This window comes from Kitasatospora sp. NPDC054768 (assembly GCF_053612025.1).
In genome coordinates this window covers 1-21,167 of sequence record NZ_JBSHBN010000162.1, presented here as the reverse complement: position 1 = coordinate 21,167, position 21,167 = coordinate 1, and the positions used below count along the sequence as shown (strand labels likewise).

Sequence of the window (21,167 nt, the reverse complement as noted above, 5' to 3'; positions counted from 1 at the left end):
AGGTCGTCCACCGGAAGTCCGACGTCCCCGGATTTCACGTGGTGAAAAGGCGGTGGGTGGTTGAACGGAGTCTGGGGTGGATCATGCAGCGCCGCCGGCTGGCCCGCGACTACGAGACACTGCCGACCAGCTCCGAAGCCATGATCCACATCGCCTCGATTGACAACCTCGCCAAGCGCATAACGGACGAAACCACACCAACCTGGCGAGGAACCTACTAGGAGATAAAGGGCAAACTACTCTCATCAAATGCCCTCTGAGCTCTTCGGGCAAGGCTGTGGAGTCGCTCGCCTGCTATGGACAGCTATCCGTTGGTTCGCGGTCCTGAATGGCTACTCGCGACACGGCCTCAGAACGCGGGACCGCCTTGTGGTCTTGGGATTGGGCGGCCAGTAGGATGACAGCCTGTTCGATGGGCCGAGGGCTACCATCAGCGCTTCGGCCTCGTCCACGTCGACTTCGCCACCCGGCGCCGCACCCTCAGGGCGTCGTACGCCTGGTATCGCGATCTCATTGCTGGCCAATGTGCTGGCACTGAAGGATAGTTGGAATTCGCGACAGTAGTGTCACCTGTCAAGGGTGACGCCATTCGGTGGGTCTCGTCGAACGACGACGCCCGCGGTGGGTACCGCGTTCGGAAGGCAGTAACAGGGTGTTCGACGAGTCCTGGGGCCATCACCATTGGTTTTCGTCGATGGCCAGAACAGGTCATTGGCCGCAGCGGTGTGATTGGCGTACGGTCCATTGGCTCGTGAGCCGGCCGCACCGGATCTGTGCCGTCTTGCCGCGAGCCGGTCCTCCCCGTCGCGTCCTTCCGAGGCGCGGTGGCGCACGGTGCGCTCGAGGCGGTCTGCCGGACCCGGGGTGTAGGGGCCTGGAGGTGCGGCGAACCTGTGATCAACCGGCGGCGTATGGGGCGGTCGAACGAATTCGGCAGGAAAGTTCAGCGTTCACGGTAGGTCAGTACGACACGGGCGGCGGCGGCTTTCTCAGCGTCGGGGGCGATCTCGTAAAGTTTCATGAGTCGGTTGGCGGCCCTCAGGTGACCGAACTTGTCGACCAGTGCGGCGTAGAATTGTTCGAGCGCGTCCTCCAGAGGACTACCGGCGTCGTCGCACATCGCAATGCCGTGTCGGAGCCCGGATAGGACGAACGGAAGCGACGAGGTGGTGACCCACGGTTGGTTCAGGGTCTGCCAAACCAAGGCCTTGAGGTTCTGGTTCGCCGCACCAGGCGATGACGCCAGAGAGAGGCCGTTGGAAGCGGATGCCAGCCATTGGCCGATGTCCTGTGGGTGCTGCTCGCTGATGTGGGCGACACAGTCAAGTACGAAGGATGCTGCCGCCTGAGGTCGCGTCCACGCCTGCGGGCGGGAGAGGGCGAACGCGACGCCCAAGGCGCGCCACCTGTCAGCGAGGGCTGCGGCTGCGAACAGGTCTGCGGAGAAGGCGATGTCGACGTAGTAGTTCCGGAGGAGATCGGCTTTGATGAGAAGGACCTCATGTGCGCCGAGTCGGCCCGCGGCGGAGATGGCGTCAAGAAGGTCGAGGGTTCCGAACCCTGGGATGCCGTAAGCCAGGGCCATGGAACGCAGGACTCGGTCGTCGGTCCACAGGACCAGTCCGTGCTCCTTCGCATAGTCGGGGGCAGTCAGCCACGCGAGGTTCTGCCTACCAGGGAACGGAAGGCAGCGCAGTTCGGGGCGAGGAACCCGAGTGACCGAGGCGAAGATCTCGACGAGTCGACTCGAAGTGGAGCGTAGGCGTACCAGGTCGTTCGCATCCTCGATATGGACCCTCGGTTGTTGGCCCGCCTCGTCCCAACTCAGTCTGAGATCGCTCTGCAGTGTCAGGAACTCCTCGGCCTGAAGGGCGTCCTGGAACAACTGGTCGGTAGTGACCACCTCCGCCAACGTGCCCATCACAAGCTCGGCATGGCTCGGATCCAGCAGGGAGATGGTGTGTGCGCTGGTGGAATCGATGACCGTACGACGGGACAGAGCCGATGCCACCGCTTCAGCTGCCGAGTCGCCGGCGGTGGCATCGCGCGCATAGACGCAGCCTGCGCTTCGGTGCAGGCTGGCTTCGGCGTAGCTGCGGCCGGTTGCCCACGTGACGACCCCCAGAGGCAGTTCTCCTGCACGGACCTTGCCCTGGACCATCTCGGCCTTCTCATGGGCCTGCTTCAGTTCGTGGGCCATATGGACTAGTGGATCGTCGTCGGGCCCTATCTGCACGGCCCGGAAGCGCGAGCTGTTCGGGAAACGTTCCAGGTATCGGTCGGTGGCCTCCCTCAGCCGGCTGCCGCAGCCCTCGGACCAGCGTTCCGGGTTGCCGGCGGCGCTCACGTGCAAAGCCATGATGAGGCTGCCGAGGACCTCCTCGTTGTCAGGCCAGCGTCGCATCAGAGTCAGGGCCTGGTCGGCGAAGTCCACGTCGCCGGAATGCCTCGCGCCGAGATTCACCCACAGCAGGGCCTCATGTCCTGTCCGGGGCTCGATGGGTGTCCCCTGGTAGGTCAGGACGTTCCATGCATCCACAATCAGGCCGCGAGCCACGTGGCAGTGGGCCAGTGCCCACCGTGCGTCGAGGTTGTGCGGATCGTGCACGAGCATGCTGCGCGCTGCGTCGGCAGCCCGGTCCGTATTGCCCTCGGCGAGCTCTACGGATACCACGAGTGCATACATCCTGCTTTGGCCGGCCCAGCCAGGGCCGGCGAGTGCCAGGGCAGCCCGTGCACATTCCTTCGCCGGCGTCGGCATCTCGGCGTTCTGGTAGGCGTCAGCTGCCATCGCCATGAGGAGCGGGTCCCGCCAGTGTTCAGCGCCCGAGCGCAGCGTGCGTGCCCGCAGCTCGTGTTCGCCGCTGACTTCATAGTGCTGTGCCAGCATCACAACCATTATTCGGCTCTTGGTGACGTTGGCGCGCAGCACTGAGAGGTCCCCGGCGGAACTCGTCCTCACTGCCCGGGTGATGAGTCGGATCTCGGCGACGGTCTCGGGGTGGGCGTCCTCAAGACGGTGCAGGTCGGCCGGCTCCGCCCCGTACTCGGCCATCGCCCTCGCAGCACTGAGCTGCTCCTGCTCAGTGGTGGCCGCGCGCCAAACAGCCTGCCAGGCGGCGTGGACCTGAGGAGCCGTGGTCTGGCCGTCGGCTTCGCGCTCCAGGGTCAAAGCTGTGACTTGAGCCCTGACGTACGCGCTATTGACCTGGCTCTGGAGTCGCAGGGCTTCGTCGTGGCGGCCGGTGAGCGCGGCGAGAAGTGACCGCTGCTCGAGTATCCGGGTATCACGTGCCTCGTGTGCAAGAGCCTGCCCGCTGGGTCGTTCTTGGACCAGCTCCCATGCGGTGGCGATATCCCCGCAGGTCAGGGCTGCCTGTGCTGCCACCATTGTGGGCTCCACGCTGTCGCCGAACCATTTCCGACGTGCGTCGCGTGCCTTGATCGCCAACGCGAAGGCTTCTAGCGCGTCAGTGAGTCGGTGTTCGCTCCGTCCTCGGCGTGCCCGGTCGAGAAGGATGCGAGAGATCATGATCTGGATACCAGACCGGGTGCCGTCACGGTCCGCGCTGCGCAGCCGGGCCAGGGCGATACTGTCCTGCCCGGCGGCGGTGTAGGCCAGGCCTTCAAGGCCGGCCTTGAAGGCCTGGCCGGTCGGGGTTTCCGGTTGCCAGAGCTCGAAGTTGGCCGACGCCGTGTTCCAGTCACCGTCGAACAGCGCTCGTAGGCCTGTCAGCAGAGGTGAGCTGGGGCTGCTGTGGGCAACCAGGAGGTCACGTGCGTCCTGATCCGCCCCGGTCGCACTGAGCTGCTGTGCCGTCAGCGCTACCCACAGGTCCCGTGGGAAGCCGCCATCGTCGATGCAACGCCTGAAGAATGTGACCGAGGCCTGGTGGGCGTCGTAATCCGATGCGAGTTGGGCCAGCCATGCGAAGGCATGTGGGGGTGCCTGCTCCAGCCAGCTCGGAAACCGGGTGGCCCATTGATGAAGGAGCGCTCCGCGCTCCGTCGGGCAGCTTTGAAGTAGTCCTACCGCCTGCTCCACCGCCGGCCACGACTGCACCAGGTCCTGTGCCTCTTCCTGCGCCCGCGGGCTCAAGGTCAGCAGGCTCACCGGGAAGTCGGTCCGAGTATCCAGACGGGCGAGGATCGCTGGGCCGGACTGGGCCAGCTGCTTCAACGCGACGACGATGTCGTCACGGAAGTCGGTGAACATGGCGAGCAGATCGACCGTACCGAGGTTCCGCAGTCCCGCGAGCGCACCCTGACTCTCGACCTCCCGGTCGTGCTTCCACGCCTCCAGCAGTGCCACCGGGTATTCGGCGCTTCGAGGGCCGTCGATTGTCTTGTGATGCGGTGGGCACAGCAGTATCAGGTTGACGAAGCTGTTGCGCTGTTTGACGGTCCAGGACGGGTCGAACCGAGAACCACCGTTCTCGAAGGCACGGATGTGGGCGATCTCCAGGTTGAGCATGGGCTCGGTGCCGACCATGCGGATGACCGGTTCACCGCAATCGGGCCAGTAGCACGCGCCGCGGGCGAGAGCCATGAGCCCGGCGATCGTCGCGTTGGTGTAGGTGCGGCGCGGTGGTGAAGTCACATGAGACCCCTCTCGAGAATGGGCGGCTGTTCTACTCTGACCGAGTGCCGACTACGCGGCACAGCGAGTGGTGAGCAGGCCTGTCATTCGCCGTCATCGCCCGCTTCAGCGTGGAAGCTGACCGAGACACCGGTATGCAGGCGGGTGGACCCGACGGCTTCGCAAAGCCGGGAGAACAGGTCGGGGCGGACCAGGAGATCGGTGCCTTCTACGGCCGGCTTCAGCGGCTGGTAGTTTCCGTCGTGGACGAGGTGTCCGCGCCACTGGCGGCTGATCACTGCCGGTCCGTCTTCGTCGCTGAGGCTGAAACCGCAGAGGCCTTGGGTCGGTTGAAGCCCGAGTGCCACGACGGCAGCCAAGGCCGGGGCGAGCACATATGGTGGCGTGCCGAGACCAGTACGCGCGTGGTTCGGATCGGTGTGGCCCGCATCGGTGAGCGCCGTCAGCGGCCGGTTCCCGGCGGAGAGACCGCCCGCGACTTCAGCGGGGGAAGTTGTCGGACCAAGCCGCTGCCACGGTACCGTCCATACCTGATGACGAGACCGCGCGAATGGAAGGGATCGTGGCGCGGGGTCATCCGGGCCGACCTCGAGTCCAACTGCGACGAGGACTTGGCGAGCAGGGCACGGGGGGTAGCTTCTGGCGGGTGCGCGATGCCGTTCCATCATCGCGAACTGGGTCCACCCCGTGTACGGGCCGTCAGTGACGTGAGCCAAGGCTGATGCTCCGCCCGGTAGGCGCCGAAGTCCCGCGAGGGCATTGGCACCGTTCGGCGGCCAGGGCCCTTCCTCGAGACCGCCGTCCCGGTACCAAGGTGCGGGATCGACCGACCATGCCAGTGGAACCGGGCGGGTCAGCGGACGTGGTACCCGCGCACGTTCGGCGCGGAGGGCGAGGCGTGGGTCATCGTGCAGTCGATCGGACAGCGCGCGCTCGAATTGACGCGCATCGACCAGCCTTCCGGACTGTGCGAATGCTACCCGTAGACCGGCAGCAGCGTGCTGGAGCGCGTCCTCCGCCGCTGATTCGTCGGCCAGGTAGGCATCGGGGAAGTCCGTGCTGCCGGGCCGGTTCAGAAGTCTGAGCTGAGCGTGCATGAGTTGCTCAGACGGACCTGTGAACGCCTCGGCCACTAGGCCGATCACCGCTTCGCTCAGGCCCGGAATCCGGCTGGCATGGTCCAACCGCTGGCCGAGGTGCTCTTCGACGACTGCTTCGGCGAACGCGTGGACGTTCAGGTTCATCGCTCCTCCTCGCGCTGTGCGTCGGCGAGGGCATGGGTGAGAAACGGATGCGCCCGGGTCGCCGGCGGATCGGGCACCGGCCGGCCGGAGGCTTCCAGCACACGAGAGGCCTCTGCACGGACGGAAAGCATCGTGCTGCGCGCGAGGGCCGTGATCCGATCGGCGAGACCGTCGTCGAGCCCTTCCGGCAGCGGCTCTTCGTGCAGGACCTGGAGCAGCCAGCCGAGCGGGCCGGCACCGAGGTCGGCACTGAGCACCCGGGCCATGGCGATCTGTGCCGTTTCCGGACGTGTTGCCAGTAGTACGCTTGCGGACAGGAGCCCGCGGCGCCGGCCCGAGCGGTCAGGTGTGGCGACCGTTGCGATGCCGAGGAGGGCCAGTGCCGCATCGATGTGAGGCTGCCCGCCCGGCTCGCATGGCGACCGGTAGGCCCCGGCTCCGAGGTCGGGCTCGCCAGGCAGTCTGTGTGAGATGACGGCGAACGCCTCGTCCCAGCAGTCGAAGGCCCTGGGACCCGGGACGGACCCACTGGCGGCCTGTGGGTCCGTCGCCCCAGGGAAACGAACGGTGAACGCCGCTACGACCGCCTGGGTGACGCCGATTGTGCCGTACTTGGGCACCGGAGACGGCTTCGGCGACCTGGTGGGCGAGACAGCTGGCGGCGGTTGCTGCATCCAGGTCGTGAGCGCGCTGCCAGAGGTCCAGCCGGTCACGGCCCGCGAAAGTGAGGAAGCCCCCACGGCCTCGGATTCTCGTGAACGCCAGGCTGAGGGCGAGTGCGGCCAGACGATCCGGAACTCCCGGATCGCTGCCGCCGTGCAACGTCAGGCTGGTGGCCAGGCCGGTGAGGAGTTCACCACGGTCGAAGAGGTCCATTTCGTCGGCGATGTGATGGATCAGCCGGGCGGCCGCGTCGGTTCCGCTGATGGCGGCAACCTCGATGAGCCGCAGTCCGATCGCAGCCGTCAGGGCGTCGATCGACCATCGGGGTGCGGTGGTTCCGGAACGATCGGACCTGCCGTAGTAGTCCCGGACAGCGGTTATCAGACCAGTGGTGCCTGGTGGCAGAGTCAGGTGCCGGGGGGAATCGAGGAGGCCGGCCGCATCGCGGGAACTCCTCCTGGGGTTCGGCGGATTGTCCGGCTTCTTCTTGACGGACAGCGGGGACGCCCCGTCGCCGGCGAGCCGGTGCGCGGCGCTCCGGAGTGCGCCTGCCGAATCAGGGCCGCTCTCTTTCGATGCGTAGGTGAGGAACTGGTCGTCGTACGTACTCGTGATCGCATTCGTGAGGATGGGCAGGAGGTTTGCGCGCCGTGCCCGATCGCCGTCCGGTAGCTCCGCAAGCCGCCGGAGCAACGCGGTGTCCAGGTCGTGATGGCAGCCTTGCGCCCCGGCGGCGATTCTCAGGGCCGCCAATACGACCGCATCCGCGGAGTCGGATTGTTGGACGAGGAGTTGATGGTGCGCGGCTTCCGAGTACGCGTCGGGCAGTCCGGGCTCGGCGAGGAGCACCTCCGCGGCCAGTGTTGCGGCGCTCTGGGGGTCGATGTCCGCGAGGAGACGCCACCAGGCGTGAGGGGTTCCGGAGGTGCTGCGCCCGTCCGTGTGGTGGGCGACCAGATAGGTGAGTGGTTGGACCTGTTCGAGTCTGGCCCGGGCCCTTGTGGGGTCGATTGCTGCGAGGTCTGGCATCGGATCGAGCAGTTCGTAGATGGTGGCGTCCTTGTGACTGCCATATGCGGCCATGTAGCGGGCGGCCCGCTCCCAGCATGCTTGGGCTTCCACAGTGTCGTTCGCGAGGAGGCTGATCCGGGCCATGCCCAGCTCGAAGTCCGCGCTCTCCGTATACAGTTGGCGCTGGCCTGCGTGCTCGTCGCGCAGTCGGCCCATGAGGTGGTGGACGATGGCGGCACCGGTGTGGTCGACGGTGCGGCTCAGCACGGCGAGCAGGTCGGTGGTTACGAGCGGACCTGAGTCTCCCATGCCTGACAGCGATGTGGTGGTGCCTTCACTGATGTTCATGAGGGAGCTCAGCGCAGCTTCGAGGTCGTCCTCGACCAGTAACCTCGCGGCGTCCAGAACCACTTCATGGACGTCGTCATGGATGAACCAGAGGTCGCATGCACGGGGCTTGCCAGCGAAAGGCTCGGCGGCCCGGGCGAGGTGGTCGAGTGCGACCCGGACGGTCGTGGACGCCGTCTTCGGCGTGAGCGCCCCTTGCGCCACCTGCCGATGCAGGCCGACGACCGCAACGGCGAACCTCAGCCACGCGCTGAAGAACCCACGGCCGTCCAGTAGCGAGAGCACACGGTTCGGAGCCTGGGCATCACACTGCTGCGCGACCGCGATGAGCATCAGCCAGCGACGGACCGCTCCGGCCCAGGACTGGGAAGGGTAGTTCAACGCTTCCTCGGTCGCCGTCCGAAGGCACCCGTCGATGTCCGGGCCGAGGACATCGGCGGCGAGGTCGGTGCTGGCGACGTTGCAACGCAGCAGCCGCCGTGGGTCTTCGCTGTCGGAGGAGGCCCAGGCCGCCACCGCCAGAGTGCGGGGCGACGGCAGCCTGTGGCCGTTCCGGGCAGCCCTATCGGCCAGGTGGAGCAGAGCGGCTGAACGCGCTTCCGGGCGGTCGATCAGCGGCACACTGGCCAGGAGCAGCGACGGCCCCACGCAGTCGAGGATGACCTCCAGGACGCGGGGGAGCGCCGGCAAGCCGTCCTGGCCGAGGAACACGGCGATGCGTCCGGCGGTCGCGAACGTGTCCTCGTCACCAACGACCCGGGAGCCTCCCGGGGCACGGTGACGGGGCAGCCGTAGGCTACCGCGAAGCTGTGCCAGGAACACGTCGTGATCGCTGTCGGTGCCGTAGTGGACATTGTCGTCGGGGGCCTCCTCCCATGCCGTCAGGTAGGCCTCCCATGGGGCGGGTGCACCTGCTCGGTCGACCTCGGCGCAGAGCTGCAGCCCCCACCGCGCGCTGACGGTCGGGATGCCGTCGTACAGGAGACTGGCCGCGACGGCATTCGCCCCAAGGAGCGCGACGAGTACATCAGCGTGGGCGACGAGACTTCCCGAGAGGTTCTCGTTCTCGTAGGTATCGAAGGCCCGACGTAGCTCGACGCAGCGGATGAGTACCGGCCAGTCGCCGTGGGCGGCACCGCACCGGGCCACGAAGGCCAACGTGTGGACGATCGCGGCCGGAGGCTGAAGCCCCGCGACAGCGCGGCCGAGGAAGTCGGGTCCGATCAGGTCGACGAGATCGTCATAGCGGTCCAGGTCGGCCAGGAGTTCCGGGAGATGGCGGAACGAGCGAGTGTCCGTGAAGAAGCCTCGTTCGGTGAGCCACTCCGCCGCCGCTGTCCGGACCAGGGCGAGCCATCGCGCGCTGCCGGCCTCCATCCGGGCGAAGCGGCTGAAGCTCTCGTGATGGATCTTCAAACCGCCGATTCCCGGCTGCTGCGCCACGATGGGTGCAATGGCGGTGAGCGCTTCTGTGAGCATCGGCGCGATGAGCGGGAAGATCTCCTGGAGCTCCTCGGGGGTGACGGCGAAGTCGCATACGGCGAGCAGCCTGACTGCCTGGAGCTGGTCCGGGCCGAGCCCGTTCAGCAGGTAGGCGTAGTACTCGTCGAGGTCGCTCGCGGACGCCGGAACGTCGCCGAGCCTGTCGAGCGGGTCCAGAGCCACGGCGGTACCGCCCAACGGGCCACTGAGACTCGGGTCCGGGCCGAGCGCTTGGCGGCAGAGGTACGTCGCGTACAGGGCATTGCCCCGGGAGCGGGACTGGATGAGATCCACCGCGGCACGGGCCCGGTCCCCACCGCGGGAACCGACGGCCGATGACTCCAGAGCGGCCGGGACGCCGAACCGCTCGGCCAAGTGTTGGGTCTCGGAGCGATTGAGCGGAGGGACGGTCACTGCGACGACGTCCTGATCACCTGCCGCGGCAAGGTGATCGCCGGGCTGGCTGGCCAGAAGCAGCATCGCACCGGCTGGGAGGCTGAGACTCGAGAGTTCCTCGATCAACGCGCTGGTGGGATCCACTACTTCGTGGAATGCCGCTCCGACCGTGCGTCCCCGGACGCGGCCGATGTGGTCCAGTCCGTCGACGATGAGTGCCACCTGCCGGTCGGGGAAGTCCCGACGGATACCGGCCACAGCGGCGGAGAGTACCTCGCGGGTGGCGGCGTATCGAGGGCGGACCTCGGCAAAGGTCGCCGGTGCGATCGATTCGAGTTGTCGGAGCAGGCTTCCGATAACGACGTCGTCGAGCACACGGCGCGTCCGGTGGGAATCGGCGGAGCCGAGCCAGCAGTGGTGTCGGGCGACGATCCAGTCCTCGCACAGCCGGTCGGCGAGTTGCTCACAGAGCCACGATTTTCCGCTGCCCGGGCCGCCGGTCAGGACGACGACACCACCGCGCGCGGAGGCTTCCTCCGCAGCGCTGGTCAGCGCCGCCAGCACCCTCGGCCGTGCCACGGCGACCGTCCGATCGACGGGGTGCCCCTCCCGGACCGCCCCGAAGTCGATGGCCAGGCCGAGCCGCGGGATGAGGTCGCCCGGGGTCACCGTTCCGTCGAGGCCCCGGGCGGCCTTCGCGGCTTCGATGAGTGCCAGAGCCACGTCCTCCGGTGTCCTGAGGCGGTTCGGCGGCCGTCCCGCGCCAAGCTCATCGGCGAGCCGGCGCAACAGGACGCGCTCGGCCGTCCCGGGGGCGCGGATGTCGAGGGAACAACCGGGGAGACCGACGTCGACGATGAGGCGTTGGCAGGCTCGGTGGAGTACGTCGTCGTCCAGGTCGGCGACCATCGACCGCCATGGCTCCGCGGCCCGCAGCGCTTGCGCGTCGAAGCGGTAGCGGGTGCTGTGCAGGCCCGGCACGGCAGGCCCTGGATCGTCGCTCGTCCTCACCGGCCTGAGGGCCGAGGTCAGCACAGGGTCCTTCGGGTCCGTGTCACGGAGGGCGATCCGGTAGGTGGTGTCGGGGGAGCGGCGGACGTCCTGGTCGAGGGCCGCGATCAGCAGGTCCAGGCGCAGCCCCCGGTGGTCGCTCGTGAAGCTTTTCGCCGTGAGCTCGCGGTCATGTCCCGTGTGCTTGATTTGAAGCCGCTGACGGCCGCCGGACCGCCATGTGCTCGTCACATCGTCGAAACGGTCGCCGCGAAAGACCTTGGTGTCGACGATGACCGAGGTGGCGCGGCCGAGGACGACGTCGACGAGGGTGATGGCCGTCAGCAGGTCCTGGTACGCGTAGCCGAGATGGGTGGGACGCAGTCCCAAGAGAACTCCTCCTCAGATGCTCCGGCCGGTGGCCCCGAGCCGGAGCAACCAGCCGTATGATGGCGAGTGCGGGCGCCTGCACCCGCCGCCGTGATCGTCAGGCCGCGTGGACCCGGGCCCGATGCTCCCAGGTCTTCACCATGGTCAGCGCGAACGTCAGTTGGGCCACCGCAGCAGCGATGTCCTGTGCAGGTCCTTGGAGTTCCCGGTGCACTGCGATCACCACGTCCATGATGATTTTGAAGAGGCCGAGTGTCTCGGTGCCTTCCCGGGCCGCCGCGGAGATGGCGATGAGCTGGGTCAGGAAGCTCCTGTCATCGTCGCTCCAGACGGTGGGAACTGTGCTCTCGAAGAGGTCGAGTGCGGCATGGACACTGGAGTCGAGGCCTGCCATCCGCTCGGTGAACCGGTACGCGTGCTCCCTCAGTTCGGCGGAAGGGCCGCTCAGGGCCGCCGCCAAGCGCTGGGTGACGGCGAGTCGGACGTCCATCGGACTGCCGTCCAGGGCGACGCGCTGCAGCTCGGGACCGAGCTGTTCGGTCAGCTCGGCGACATCCGTGATGAGCTCGGTCATCGCCGTCAGGTCACGGGACATCGCCGCCAGGTCCGGCTCCAGCTCGGCGAACCGCTCGATGAGGCCGGGCGACTCCTCGCCGGGGTCGTCCGGCTCGTTGCCCGCATCGGGCGAAGCCTTCGTTGTGGGGACACGCTGGCCTTGGGGGGCACTGGCCTCCGTGAGCGGGCCGATGCCCTTTCGCATCGCACGGGCGAGGGCTTCGGTGAGCTCCTCCCGTGCATTGATCATCCCGATGGCCGAGCGTTCGAACCTGATCACCGGGATCGGCGCGACGTCGAACCGAAGATGATCGATTTCGCCGAGGTGGATGACCGGTCGGTCGGTGGAGTGTCGCAGGCCCAGTTCGTACATGACGGCCGGATCCGCGCCGCTGACGTCGGCAATGACCAGGTCTGCTTCCAGGAGGCGACGACGGACCTTCCCGGTGAACTGGCCGGCAGGGGAGATCTGATCGGCTCGGACGGGTTCGATGCCGAGATCCGAGCAGGCCGGGTGGATGATCGCTTCGAACACCTGAACTGTTTGTTCGAAAGCCTGGCGGGAGGGGGAACCCGCGTCGGCGTGGCGGTCGCCGACGGGACCGATGACGAAGCAGCTCCTCGGCTTGTCCGGCTGCTGCCAGGACGGCACATGTTGGAGCGGCAATGGCGCGGGCTCCGCAGTTGCCAGCGGATGGGGCACGTATCGGCCGTGCGTCGCGGTGGTCGTCATGCGAAGTCCTCCGGTTCCAATTGGGCGGGGGGGAAGGGGTCGTACCTCCGCTGTGCGGACTGCGCGGTGCCCGTTAGGAGGTCGACGGACCGAACGGGAGACCGGTCGATACCGAGGGCGCCCAGCAGACCGGTGGTCGGTACCCGGTACCGCCAGCCGAGTCGTAGCACTGGACAGGGGAAGGCATTGCGGGCGACGAGCCGGTACGCGGTGCCTCGGCAGATGCCGAACGCGCGGGCGGCCGTCCCGAGGTCGACGGTCAGCGGTAGGCCGAAGACCTCCGGGAACGTCAGCGGGGCCGTGTCATGGCCCTTCATCGCTGGGCCTGGCTCGGCTGCAGTGCGAGCTTGCCGATTCGCGGACCAGGCCCTGGGCGCCGGGCCCGGTGTACGACTTCCCGCAGCCCGAGGCGGTCGGCGAGGGCACCCAGCCGGATCCCCTCGACACTGGCTCGCGAGACGGTGAAGTGCAGGGTGGCGGCGAGACCGTCTGGGCGGTCCGGCGGCGTGACGGAGAGTTCCCATGCCAGTTCCTCCGCCGGGTCCGGGCAGGACCGCTGTGCGTCCACCACGGTACTGATGTCGGCCACGGACCGCTCACTACGCCGAGGGGTGACCAGTGCCCAGCAGTGCCGCACTGCGGACCGGATCAGAAGGCCCTCGGCGCCCTGCTGCTCCGGATCCACGTCGGGGAGCTGCGTCAGCAGGCCGAGGACGGCCGCTGACTCCAACTCTTCCCTGGCCAGGCCGAATTCCCACCTGAGACGGCGGACCGTTGAACGCAGCCGGGGCACGGCGAGCGAGAGCAGGGCCAGCCGCCAGCCCGACACCGGGTGCCCGGTCGGGTCAGTGGCCCCCAGGGCCTCCTGCTGGGCGAGCTGGATCGCCTGCTGCCAGATCCGGCGGTTCAGGGCGGTGTCCCGGTGGCGGCCGTAGAGCCGCTGCCAGGCATCGGAGGGGGAGAGCTCCAGCAGATCCTCACCCCCCGGGTCGGGGAGGAGCAGGCAGGCCGGGTAAGGCCGGGTGGGGCCCGCCATCGGGTGCCTGACGAGAGCGAACACGCCGGTGACGGCGGGAACGAGAGGAATCAGTGCCATGAATCGGTACCTCCTCGGGAGTCGGGCGGTGTGGTGAGATCGGCCGGGACGGCCAGCCTCCGCCAATAGGAGCGGAGCCGGACGGCGAGCTCGTCCAGAGCGAGCGCGAATACGTGGGCCGCACTGGAGACCGGCCGGTCGTTGGTGCCCCGCGGGTCGGCGGGGGTCGGCAGCAGCTGGAACGTGATGTTCACGTGGCCGGTTGCACCGTAGACCGCCGCACCGTGGTGGACGGCCTGGACCACGTGCGGTGCGGTGCCGTCCGGGCCGTGCTCCGGAGGCAGACCGGTGGGCCGGCTGCTCGGAGGAGCGGTCACCGGAGCCGCTCCGCGCTAACAGTCGGGGCGGTCGCCTGGACGAAGGAGAGATTGACATCGCCACTGGCACCGTTGGCGAAGGCCATCCCCTGCTGGACCTGCTGAGTGACGGTCTCCTGGCGAGGAGGACATGCAGTGAGGCGACCGTCTTCCGAGCCTGTGGCCGGCGGTGGGACGTCCTCGTGCGGCGAGGGAAGGGCGACCAGGCCACCCGATGGTACGGGGACGTGCACCCAGGCGGGCTGCCGGAACCGTTTGCCGGTGACGGCAGCGAGTACGGGGGCGAACCTGCTCTGATGCAGACCGCTGTACCCAGCGAGCACCACGTCCCGGTAGACCTGGTCGGAGACGATCGCGACGAGATGGGTCACCTCGGGATTCGCCTGCGCCAGAGCATGTTTGAGGACGATGGAGTCGACGAGCCGATGGGCCTCGTTCCTGGCCGTGCCGCTGCCGTCACCCGGTCCGCCGTCGACCGGGAGTGGTCCTGCACTGATCGCCACACGCAGTCGGATCGGCGCCGTGCCGACCCTGGCGTGCTCGCGGGTGAGCGCCGACTCGAGCTCGGCCAGGAAGGGATGCGTCAGGGCGGGGAGGTACCCCGGCGCGCAGCCGAACACCAGCCCATCGCCGGTGTTGCGGGCGAACCTCTTGTGGTCCCGCACATGGTCGAGGCCTGCAGCGGAGAGCGCCTCGTCGACGATCCTGCCGATCGCTGCGCTGAGCGCGGCCTGCACCGCGCTCGGCCGCTCGGTGAAGCCTTCCTGGTCCAGTACCACGACGGCCTGGTGGTCCGGCAGCAGTGTCCCCTTGGAAGCGTCGCCGACTGGCACGGATGCGCGCAATGGAACCTCCCGATGGTGTCAGTGACCCCGCGGCCGGCCGGATACCTGATGGACCGGCAGCGGGTCTTGCCCAAGGAGTTTGCGTTGGAGAGGAGGTGCGCGGAGTGCTGTTCCGACACACGGCGCGCGTGCGGATGGTGGTATGCGCGCGCGGAAAAGCTGAGGAAGACGTGGCAGAAAATTCATCAGAGTAGCACCGGGGATGCCGGAAGGCCGCAATATCCGGCATTGACCAAAAAGTGACCGATCCACCACGGAGCGTGTCTTAGCCTGTGGGGCATGTACGCGAGTGCAGAGGGGCTGTGGGGGCCGGGGCGCACCCTGAAGGACCTGGCGGGCGGTGATCGGCTGAGCGAGATCACCAGGACCTGGCGCCGCGAGACCTACCGGCGCGGTGAGACGCTCATCGTCCAAGGGCAGCCGTCGGAGTGGGTGTGCGTGGTGGAGGAAGGAGTGTTCGAGATCGTCCAGACCCGGGCGGATAGGTCCTGGTTCCAGGCGTTCCGCATCGCCGGTGACTTCCTCGGGGAGTCGGCGATGCGCACCCGTCGGTCCCCGCGGACCGCCACGGTCATCGCCCACACGGACGGCCGGGTGGCCATCGGACGGGCCGCGTGGTTCCAGGAGAGCCTTGATGATTCACGGATGGAGATCTCGTGGCTCCGCTACTTGAACTCGCGGCTCGAGGAACTGCATCTGGTGCAGGGATTGGACGATCCTGAGGTTCGAATGGCCGGCTTGGTGCGCCCGCTGGTCCGCCATGAGCTGCGGCACGGTAGCGGACTGGCTAAAGAGGTGGTGGTCCGGATCAGTCGGCATCATCTCGCTCAAGGGCTCCGACTCGGTCGGCAGCGGACCGAGCGTCTGGTGGAAGAGATGTCCATCGGAGGGTTCCACCGGAAGGGCCTGTTGACGATCGATCTGGCGCGTTGGGAGGAGTACATGGCCAGGCTGGGAGGCTGGGTGGTCGGCTGGTGATCAGCCGGACGCGGTGATTCTGGTTTGACAACCGCCGCCGGCGAGGAGATCAGCGTCTCCTCGATCGAACCGCTACCGAAGGCTGCGACGTAGGCCCGGTAGTCGGCCGGGAATGACGTTCCGTAGACCCTCTCCGCCGCACTCCAGTCGACAGTGTCCCCATACGTGGGCCCGATGCGCGACAGCACTTCTCCGATGCTCGCCACGGCGGCGATTGTCACGAGACGCCGGAGGTTGAACGGCACGGCCTCTCACCCCCACCACGCCAGGGCGCCGGCGTTGATCGCCAGATGTACCGTGTTGTCCGCGATGATGACCAGCGCGTTCGCAAGACCGGACGGGACGGTCACCGGCGAGCCTTGGTTCGCCTGGACGTCGGCCCACTTCACCCGCCGACCGGCGGGCGCCAAGAGGTTCCTCGCCCAGACCAGGTACTTCGCCGCCCGGTAGCGGTCCAGCACGATGTGCGTCACCACGATCACGAACAGAGCGAGCGGGGACTGCGTGATCAGCAAGAACGGCAGTCCATACGTGGTTCCATGAACCACTGCAGGCCACCAGCGCTTGACCTTCTCGGTCGCCATCCAGTCGGACTGGATGAGGTAGTCGCCGGCCAGATGCGCCAGCAGGCTCTCAAAGAACAGCATCAGGCCTCCGCTGTCCACGACACCTGTCGTGCACCAGGCAATGGACGGTTCATGCCACTGAGCTGGGAGAACCTGGTGTCCTCTGCATCCACTTGGCCCTCAAGCCCGAGAGAACAGCAGTGAGTAGCGCAGGCGCGCCGACTCGGGCGGGCGGATCGGCCCGGGAAGCCGTCCCGCTGACCGTTGGTGTCGGCTTGATGGTCGGTCTGGACCCAGCGGTCCGCGGCATCAGCCGACGACCGCAACAGGGCGTAGACGGCAGCGAAACAGGCCGCGCGAGAGGGGGTGTTGCTCAAGGGCACGAATACTCCTGGTGTCGTGGTGAGCTTGGGGCCGTCGGCCGGGAGGACCTGAGTGGTTGCGGCTGCTCAGTACGCTGGCGCACTGAGGTCATCGGGCAAGGCTGTGGAGTCGCTCGCCGGTCACGGGCAGTTGGCCGATGGATCGCGGCCCTGAATGGCTACTCGCGACACAGCCTCAGAGCGCGGGAACGCTTCGTGGTCTTGGGATTGGGCGGCCAGTAGGATGACAGCCTGTTCGACGGGCTGAGGGCTACCACCAGCGCTTCGGCCTCGTCCACGTCGACTTCGAGACCCAGCGCCGCACCCCGGAAGATTTCAAGTCCAGTGAGACGGTCGTGACGCTATGAGGTTTGTGGTGCGGGTTCCCTGTGTTTGGCGGGGTCGTTGATCCACGCCGCTTTCGGGATTTCGGGTGGTCTGGGGCGGCGGCCGAAGCGTTCGGGGTGGCGCGAGTAAGCCTCGGCGAGGGTGACGGCCCGCTGGTCACGGATCTCCTCCGCGGTGCCGAAGTGGACACTGGCGGGCGTGTGGAGTCCGATGCCCGAGTGCCTGTGCTCGTGGTTGTAGTACGAGATGAAGGCGTCGAACCATTCGCGGGCGTGGGCCAGGGAGTCGAACCGCTCGGGGTAGTCGGACATGTACTTGGTGGTCTTGAACCGGGCCTCGCTGTAGGGGTTGTCGTTGCTGACCTTGGGGCGCGAGTGACTCCTGGTGACGCCGAGATCGATCAGCAGTTGGGAGACCTTCTTGCTGGTCATGGAGGTGCCGCGGTCGGCGTGCAGGGTTTCGGGGACGATGCCGTTGCGCGCGATGGTCTCGCGAATCAACTCCTCTGCCCGCTCGGCTGATTCGGCCGATTCGACGGTGTGGCCGACGATGTGGCGGCTGAAGATGTCGATGATGACGTAGGCGTGGTACCAGATGCCCTTGCCGGGGCCGGCTGCTTTGGTGATGTCCCAGGTGAACACCTGGGAGGGGCCGTCGGCGACCAGTTCGGGCACCGTCCTGGCCGGGTGGGTGGCCTGGCGGCGGCGCTCACCGGACTGCCCGCGCTCACGCAGGATCCGGTACATCGTGGAGACCGAGCAGTGGTAGCGCCCGGTATCCAGCTCGCGGGCCCAGATCTGTGCGGGAGGCAGTTCGGCGTACTCGGGGTTGTTCATCAACTCCAGTACCGCAGCACGTTCTTCGGCCTTGAGGGCCGACGGCTGGACCTGCGGGGACCTGGGCCCGCGCGGGGGGCGGAGGCTTCAGCCTGCGGTAGTGGGTGGCCCGGGAGCGGCCGGTCAGCCGACATGCGGCGGTGGTGCCCAGCTCGCCCTCGATGCCGGTGAACGCCTCGTCCACGACGGGATCGGCGGCGTGCCTCAGTCCGCGCTCTCGGAGATCATTTCCAAGAGCGCCGACGCTTTTCCCAGGACCTCCAACGCGGCCTTGTTCCGAGCGAGCTCCTTCTCCAGCCGTTCCACCTGTCGGCGCAGCTTCTCGTTCTCGACCTCGGCGGCAGACTTCTTCGGACGGGCCGGGCTCGTGCGGTGATCGACCAGGTTCCCCAGAGCCCCGGCATCGCGCGCGGCCCGCCACTCGGTGACATGGGAGTGGTACAGACGCTCGCGGCGCAGGACCGCACCCTTCTCGCCCTCGGGCGCGGCGTCGTACTCGGCGACGATCCGCAGCTTGTACTCGGGGCTGAACGTGCGGCGCTTCGGCCTGGGAGCCGGGTCGGCTGCGGACGGCTTGGTGCTGGTCATCAGGGATGGAACTCCTACTCGGGCCCTCTCAGGCTAACCCGACAAAGCGGGACGTCTCACCCAAGGCTGACAGAGAGGGCCCGAAGGCCTCGTACGCCTGGTACCGCGACCTGATCGCCACCCACCGAGCGCGGTGGGCTCGTTAGCCCTGGGTTGCCGGGCGCCTCAGGCCGCTGATGCCAGCCTTGACACCGATGCCGAGCTGTCTTTCGCGCTCTGACGGTCGGCGCGCCGGCGTGGGTCGAGGTCGGGCGGATTGGTCGGGGATCGGGGCCGTGATCGAGTTCGGCGCCGCGCCGGGCGGCGGGGGCGCACTGGAGGCCATGACCTGGTCCTTCCCTGCGGGTTGTGAGCGATTCATGTGCGCTCTGTGAGTGGCGAGGCCGAGCATGGCCGGTGTCGGCCACTCTCCCGGCGAGGGCGAACTCATGACCTCTCAGCGCAGGGTCACGGCGAAGCACAGGATCCGGAACCGGTTGGTGGTCTTCCTCCACGGCAGCGGTCTGCCCGCTGGCCCGATGCGCCTCCCGGCCGTCCCGGGCCGGAGGACCGGTGTCCCGGCGCTCGATCCGCGGCCGCCCGGGGGCGGGGGCGTGGTCCAGGTCGGCGGGGCCGGCGGGTTGCTCGAACAGCCCTTGCGTCATGACATGTTGGATCTTGCACCGGCAGAACGCTTCGACGTCGTCGTCGACTTCTCGCGCTACCGGCAGGGTACTTCGGTATGGCTGGTCAACCGACTCGGCAGCGGAACCACCAGCGAGGTCATGCGCTTCGATGTTGCATCGGGACCAGTCTCGGACGGCTCCACGGCGCCGGACCCTCTCGGCACCGTCGAGCGGCTGAATCCTGACGCGGCGGTGGCCACCCGTGCCTTTCTCTTCCAATAGAGCCCGGAATGCGGCTGGACCATCAACGGCATGCCCTACTCGCCCGGCCGCGCAATGGCCCGGCCGGAGTCGCGCCGGACGAAGTCGGCCAGTGCAGCGTGCACGCCGAAGGCCTCGTGCGCCCGGTACCGCGATCGCGTCGCGGCACACCGGGAACGGTCTGCGGCGATGGATCATGACGGACGGTCAACCCGATTGCCCTGTGGGGCACTCGGGCCGGGCGGCGGCACGATACGGGCGACGGGACGGTGTCGTCGCCCTATTGATAGGGAACTTTACTTTCTATTACGCTGTCGGCTGGCGGCTTGGCGCGGCGTCCGTGCAGGAGGGGCGTGACGCGCTCAGTGAGAGCTCTGACCCGGCCGCCGCGGCGGTGTGACGCCGCTTGCCGGTGAGTTCGTGTGGTGTGGACCGGAGTCCAGCTCTCGCCGTTTCTCAAGGTCATGGAGTCAGGGATGCGTCTGGGTGTCTCGGCAAGGCCTGTTCGTGTCGGAGTGTTCGCCGCTGTGCTCGCGTTGCTCGGCGGCCTGTTGCTCGGCTGGTCCGAGCGGGCGGGGGCGGCGGGCGATCCGCTGATCTCGCAAGGGAAGGCCGCGACGGCCTCGTCCGCCGAGGGGTCGTCGTACGCGGCGGGGAAGGCGTTCGACGGGAGCGCCTCCACGCGGTGGGCGAGTGCGGAGGGAGAGGACCCGCAGTGGCTGCTGGTGGACCTCGGAGGGAGCGCGGGGATCTCGCGGGTGAAGCTGAGCTGGGAGGCCGCCTACGCGAAGGCGTACCGGGTCGAGGTGTCGGCGGACGGCGTGACCTGGACGACGGTGGCGGAGGAGAAGGCCGGCAACGGCGGGACGGACGATTGGCCGGGGCTGGGAGCCAGGGGCCGCTACGTCCGGATGTACGGGACGGCGCGCGGGACGTCGTACGGGTACTCGCTGTTCGAGATGCAGGTGTACGGGGTGCCGGACGGCGGTCCGTCACCGACCGGCCCGTCACCGACCGGCACCACGCCGGGCGGGGCGTTCACCGTGGTGGCGGCGGGCGACATCGCCGCGCAGTGCACCGCCTCGGACAGCGGCTGTGCGCATCCGAAGACGGCCGCGCTGGCCCAGCGGATCGACCCGAGGTTCTACCTGACGATGGGTGACAACCAGTACGACGACGCCAGGTTGACGGACTTCCGCAACTACTACGACAAGACCTGGGGGGCGTTCAAGGCGAAGACCCACCCGGTGCCGGGCAACCACGAGACCTACGACCCGGCCGGGTCGCTCGCCGGGTACAAGGCGTACTTCGGCAGCATCGCCTACCCGCAGGGAAAGAGCTGGTACAGCTTCGACGAGGGCAACTGGCACTTCGTCGCCCTGGACTCCAACGCCTTCGACCAGAGCGCCCAGATCGACTGGCTCAAGGCCGACCTCGCGGCCAACGCGAAGAAGTGCGTGGCCGCCTATTGGCACCACCCGCTGTACTCCTCGGGCGGGCACGGCAACGACCCGGTCTCCCGGCCGGTGTGGAAGATCCTCTACGGTGCCAAGGCCGACCTGGTGCTGAACGGGCACGACCACCACTACGAGCGGTTCGCCCCGCAGGACCCGGACGGGAAGGCCACCGCGGACGGGATCGTGGAGATCGTCGGCGGCATGGGCGGCGCGGAGCCGTACCCGATCGAGCAGGTCCAGCCGAACAGCCAGAAGCGGATCAGCGGCGAGTACGGCGTGCTGAAGCTGGACTTCACCGACTCCGGCTACGGCTGGAGCTATGTCGGAACGGACGGCCAGGTCAAGGACACCAGCCCGAAGTACAGCTGCCACTGATGATGTACCTGGCCACCACCGGCCGCCGTCCGGACGCGCCGCCCCCCCCCCCCGGGCAGGGGCGGCGCGTCCCCCGCACGGTCATCGCGCTCGGCGCGGTCAGCCAGGTCACCGACGTGAC

The 21,167-nt window shown here is 67.8% G+C and carries 15 protein-coding genes and 1 pseudogene; 5 read left to right on the top strand and 11 right to left on the bottom strand.

Annotation, left to right across the window (positions count from 1 at the left end; translation table 11 throughout):
• Together ACWGKU_RS33710 and ACWGKU_RS33705 are read left to right on the top strand one after the other, a co-directional pair.
• On the top strand, window positions 1-221 hold a 221-nt coding region (locus tag ACWGKU_RS33710; RefSeq protein ID WP_452191679.1), incomplete at its 5' end, for a transposase.
• Window positions 222-413: 192 nt separating this feature from the next.
• A pseudogene (locus tag ACWGKU_RS33705) lies at window positions 414-545 on the top strand (family 1 glycosylhydrolase); the annotation flags it as partial.
• 398 nt (window positions 546-943) lie between these two features.
• On the opposite strand, the gene ACWGKU_RS33700 reads toward ACWGKU_RS33705, so the two are convergent.
• The 8 genes from ACWGKU_RS33700 to ACWGKU_RS33665 all read right to left on the bottom strand — a co-directional run bounded on the left by ACWGKU_RS33700 (window position 944) and on the right by ACWGKU_RS33665 (window position 14,670).
• Complete coding sequence (locus ACWGKU_RS33700) at window positions 944-4,600, bottom strand: PIN domain-containing protein (protein WP_452177798.1); 3,657 nt, start codon at window positions 4,598-4,600, stop codon at window positions 944-946.
• Window positions 4,601-4,683: 83 nt separating this feature from the next.
• On the bottom strand, window positions 4,684-5,844 hold the full coding sequence (locus ACWGKU_RS33695; protein ID WP_452177797.1) for a hypothetical protein: 1,161 nt from the start codon (window positions 5,842-5,844) through the stop codon (window positions 4,684-4,686).
• Window positions 5,841-6,101, bottom strand: a complete 261-nt coding sequence (locus tag ACWGKU_RS33690) for a hypothetical protein (RefSeq protein WP_452177796.1) — start codon at window positions 6,099-6,101, stop codon at window positions 5,841-5,843. Before ACWGKU_RS33690 ends, ACWGKU_RS33695 begins: the two co-directional genes overlap by 4 nt.
• An 85-nt stretch (window positions 6,102-6,186) precedes the next feature.
• Window positions 6,187-11,124 (bottom strand): AAA family ATPase, encoded by a 4,938-nt coding sequence (locus ACWGKU_RS33685; RefSeq protein WP_452177795.1) that lies wholly within the window; start codon window positions 11,122-11,124, stop codon window positions 6,187-6,189.
• A gap of 97 nt (window positions 11,125-11,221) precedes the next feature.
• Window positions 11,222-12,412, bottom strand: coding sequence for a hypothetical protein (locus ACWGKU_RS33680; RefSeq protein ID WP_452177794.1), 1,191 nt, complete (start codon window positions 12,410-12,412; stop codon window positions 11,222-11,224).
• Window positions 12,413-12,725: 313 nt separating this feature from the next.
• Window positions 12,726-13,508 (bottom strand): hypothetical protein, encoded by a 783-nt coding sequence (locus tag ACWGKU_RS33675; RefSeq protein ID WP_452177793.1) that lies wholly within the window; start codon window positions 13,506-13,508, stop codon window positions 12,726-12,728.
• Window positions 13,499-13,825: a hypothetical protein gene (locus tag ACWGKU_RS33670; protein WP_452177792.1), complete on the bottom strand. Its 327-nt coding sequence runs from the start codon at window positions 13,823-13,825 to the stop codon at window positions 13,499-13,501. Before ACWGKU_RS33670 ends, ACWGKU_RS33675 begins: the two co-directional genes overlap by 10 nt.
• Window positions 13,822-14,670 carry a hypothetical protein gene (locus tag ACWGKU_RS33665; RefSeq protein ID WP_452177791.1) on the bottom strand — a complete coding sequence of 283 codons (849 nt, stop codon included), beginning with the start codon at window positions 14,668-14,670 and terminating at the stop codon, window positions 13,822-13,824. The genes ACWGKU_RS33670 and ACWGKU_RS33665 overlap by 4 nt, the downstream gene beginning before the upstream one ends.
• Window positions 14,671-14,949: 279 nt before the next feature.
• On the opposite strand from ACWGKU_RS33665, the gene ACWGKU_RS33660 reads away from it, so the two are divergent.
• Complete coding sequence (locus tag ACWGKU_RS33660) at window positions 14,950-15,648, top strand: Crp/Fnr family transcriptional regulator (protein ID WP_452177790.1); 699 nt, start codon at window positions 14,950-14,952, stop codon at window positions 15,646-15,648.
• A 251-nt stretch (window positions 15,649-15,899) separates the two neighbouring features.
• Here the strand turns inward: ACWGKU_RS33660 and ACWGKU_RS33655 are convergent, their stop codons facing one another.
• From ACWGKU_RS33655 to ACWGKU_RS33645, 3 genes are all read right to left on the bottom strand, one after another.
• Window positions 15,900-16,295 (bottom strand): DUF3307 domain-containing protein, encoded by a 396-nt coding sequence (locus ACWGKU_RS33655; protein WP_452177789.1) that lies wholly within the window; start codon window positions 16,293-16,295, stop codon window positions 15,900-15,902.
• Between the two features lie 643 nt (window positions 16,296-16,938).
• The gene (locus tag ACWGKU_RS33650; protein WP_452177788.1) at window positions 16,939-17,760 is read right to left on the bottom strand and encodes a transposase; all 822 of its coding nucleotides are present in this window, start codon (window positions 17,758-17,760) and stop codon (window positions 16,939-16,941) included.
• Window positions 17,761-17,964: 204 nt separating this feature from the next.
• Window positions 17,965-18,348 carry a transposase gene (locus ACWGKU_RS33645; RefSeq protein ID WP_452177787.1) on the bottom strand — a complete coding sequence of 128 codons (384 nt, stop codon included), beginning with the start codon at window positions 18,346-18,348 and terminating at the stop codon, window positions 17,965-17,967.
• A gap of 593 nt (window positions 18,349-18,941) precedes the next feature.
• Here ACWGKU_RS33645 and ACWGKU_RS33640 point away from each other — a divergent pair.
• The gene (locus ACWGKU_RS33640) at window positions 18,942-19,235 is read left to right on the top strand and encodes a hypothetical protein (protein ID WP_452177785.1); all 294 of its coding nucleotides are present in this window, start codon (window positions 18,942-18,944) and stop codon (window positions 19,233-19,235) included.
• A gap of 494 nt (window positions 19,236-19,729) precedes the next feature.
• Window positions 19,730-21,046, top strand: a complete 1,317-nt coding sequence (locus ACWGKU_RS33635; RefSeq protein ID WP_401046736.1) for a discoidin domain-containing protein — start codon at window positions 19,730-19,732, stop codon at window positions 21,044-21,046.
• Window positions 21,047-21,167 lie beyond the last annotated feature (121 nt).